The 2,843-nt window shown below is 42.9% G+C and carries 3 protein-coding genes; 1 reads left to right on the top strand and 2 read right to left on the bottom strand.

The genetic code is table 11. The features are described 5' to 3' along the window. Positions 1-24 precede the first annotated feature (24 nt). On the bottom strand, positions 25-849 hold the full coding sequence (locus tag VN105_RS14705; RefSeq protein WP_325642161.1) for a hypothetical protein: 825 nt from the start codon (positions 847-849) through the stop codon (positions 25-27). 1 nt (position 850) lies between these two features. Then, entirely contained in the window at positions 851-1,846 is a 996-nt protein-coding gene (locus tag VN105_RS14710) for a stage II sporulation protein M (RefSeq protein ID WP_325642163.1), read from the bottom strand. Between the two features lie 120 nt (positions 1,847-1,966). On the opposite strand from VN105_RS14710, the gene VN105_RS14715 reads away from it, so the two are divergent. Further along, positions 1,967-2,707 carry an RDD family protein gene (locus VN105_RS14715; protein ID WP_325642165.1) on the top strand — a complete coding sequence of 247 codons (741 nt, stop codon included), beginning with the start codon at positions 1,967-1,969 and terminating at the stop codon, positions 2,705-2,707. The last annotated feature ends 136 nt before the right edge of the window (positions 2,708-2,843 follow it).

The raw sequence follows: 2,843 nt of genomic DNA on the forward strand, positions 1-2,843 counted from the left end.
GGATCGCATATATAGGCTTCTTCTTCACGAAACTTTTCCGATTGTGTTATTAAAATCCCTGAACTCCTGGTTAATATTCCTGAAATTTTCCTCGCTTACATTAAATCCTCCATACCAGATATATTCATAGTCCAATGTGAGCGTGGCAAACTTTTTATAATACGGGGTGCTTCGCATACTGCGCAGGTAATCATTATTGGTTTTCTCTCTTCCCGGTACTATCAGTTCGCGGCCTGCCAGCTGGAACAAGGTATACAGGTACCACCAACGGATGGCCTGTCGCATTTCCCCTGCAGCTATCGCCGCTTTTATCTTCTCTTCATACTCCTGCACGCTGTGAAGTTCTTCTTCATGTACTTCTGTTAAACCTTCTATTAACCTGGGTTTACGGAAGAAACCAATGCCATTGCTTTTCATGAACCAATATACCAGGAAGCCCAAACCCGCCAGCAATAACAGCATTACAACAATGCGGATAGTACTGATGGCAGAAAATAAAGCCACTAAAAAACGTTGCATCCAGGAGTTGTCCGGTGGTGGTTCCGGTGGTATGTCTTTATACTGCAGCTTTTTATTTTCCTTCAGCGTTTTCACCAGTGAATCAGGTACGGTGCGCAATTCGAAGGGAGGCGCCTCTTCTTCATAATTTTCATTTGATTCAACAGCAGTTGCTTCAGCATCCGCTGCCGCATTTACGGTGGCAATGCTATCTTCTGTGATCATCGCCTGCAGCAAACTGTCGTGTTCTTCCCTGGTGCTGGGAGTTTGCCCATACTGCGCCATACTTTGCAGTGCCCCGCAAAGCAACAATAACAGCAGGCAATATTTAATCCGGTGAAAAATATTCATGTTACTGCTTTGAAAGGATAAATGGTGTTAATACTTTCCCTTCCGCACTCAATCGATATCCTTTCTTATGCAGGTAAATGGGATAAAAAATAAAATAACCCAGTATAAAGGCCAGTGAACCCAGGAGGATAAGAAGACTAACTGCCAGCGGCATCTCCGTATACCTGGTCACAAAACTTTCCAGGAAAGCCGCTACAATAAATACAGGTATCAGCGTTACCATGATCTTGATCCCGTCTTTAGCGCCTTTGCGGAGGGAATCCAGCCTCTTCCGCGTACCGGGAAACAGGATGCTTTTGCCCATAATGATACCCGCGCAACCTGCAATCACGATACTGGATATTTCCAACGTACCATGTATCCAGATCACCAGGATAGATTTCCAGCCAAGTCCGTGCGAAAAAAAGATATACTGGAAAACACCCAGCATCACACCATTGCGCAACAAGAGGTACAGTGAACCAATACCCAGGAAAATACCACCTAAATAGCAATAAAAAGATACCATGATGTTGTTGTACGCAATCCGGAAAAACATCAGTATGGGGTTACCATCTTTGTACACACCGAAAGGATCTTTATTCGCAATATTCCGCTCCGTCATATTCACATATTCATCCCCTAACACGCCACGCACAAAGGTTTCATCGTGTGCCGATGAAAATGCACCGATAATACAGAACAATAAAAAGAAGCAAAGCGTAAACAATAACAACCGGTGATGCTTGCGGAACAACAACGGTAATTCATATTTAAAAAATAACTGGAAACGTCCTACATCTTCCTTGCGGTTCTGGTAAATGCGGTGATAAATACCCGCAGCCAAACCGTTGATATAACGGGTTACTTTACTGAAGCTGTAAAAAGTTTTAGCGTAAGACAGATCATCTAGCAGTGATACAAATCTTTCCGCCATTTCATCAGGGTCGTCTGTCGGTTCCTCCTGGTATTTCTTCCAGCGCGACAAATTCTTTTTGATAAACAGCGATTCTCTCATAGTGAGTCCTTTCCCTTTTAAAATACAGATATCACCTACAGTAATGGGTTACTAATGGGGAAATACCGGCAAACATACTAAATCGTTTAACAATATATAAACAAATATGTAAATTTGAGTATGGCAGATATAAAAATACCGACTTCTTTCAATATAGACCTGGAATTTGAATCAGCAGATATCATGAAAAGATTCCTGGCCTGGCTCATCGATTTCGCCATCCGCGCCTTTTACTACCTGGTAGCGTATATGACATTGAGTTCCTTCCGCATAGAAATGGAAGGGCATATAGGCATCTTTTTCATCCTGGTGCTGCTGCCCTTGTTGTTTTATTTCCCTGCCACGGAAATAGGCATGAAAGGCCAAACACCCGGCAAAAAAATACTGAACCTGCAGGTGGTAAGTATGACGGGCAACCAGCCAAGCATCAGCCAACACCTGATAAGATGGATATTCCGTATCATAGAAACACCATTATACTTTTTCATGCTGGTGCCAGTCATCATCCCTACGGTATCTATTGTACGCACTCCTTATAACCAACGGCTGGGCGACCTGGTAGCCGGTACCATCGTGATCAGTACCAAAAGGAAAGGCAGTATTGAAGAAACCATCTTCCGCGATCTTTCCAACAGCGATTACAAACCGCAGTTCCCGCAGATCATGAAACTGTCAGACAGGGATATGAATAAAGTGAAAGACCTGCTGGACCGTGCGCTGAAGGCAAATGATGACGAGCTTGCTGGCAGGGTAGCGATGCGGGTAAAGGAAGTGCTGCATATTGAGTCGGAGCTTTCGAATACCTATTTTCTTGAAACGGTGCTGAACGATTATAATTATTATACTACTAAGGATAATTAAAAAAGGGGGGAATGGAGCCTATTTATTGCCTGATGAAAATTTACACTTTTGCTCCGAGAATAGGTCATTCCAGGAACTATCATTTCCTCTTCTGGCTTTAATGTGCTGAATATATAAACATTATCATATTTTATTA

Origin of the sequence: Chitinophaga sp. (assembly GCF_035564935.1) — a bacterium.
Taxonomy (GTDB): Bacteria; Bacteroidota; Bacteroidia; order Chitinophagales; family Chitinophagaceae; genus Chitinophaga.

What these genes read in the sequence shown, in the direction of transcription:
- VN105_RS14710 (WP_325642163.1), bottom strand. Translation starts at nt 1,846, where the DNA reads ATGAGAGAATCGCTGTTTATCAAAAAGAATTTGTCGCGCTGGAAGAAA.
- VN105_RS14715 (WP_325642165.1), top strand. Translation starts at nt 1,967, where the DNA reads ATGGCAGATATAAAAATACCGACTTCTTTCAATATAGACCTGGAATTT.
- VN105_RS14705 (WP_325642161.1), bottom strand. Translation starts at nt 849, where the DNA reads ATGAATATTTTTCACCGGATTAAATATTGCCTGCTGTTATTGTTGCTT.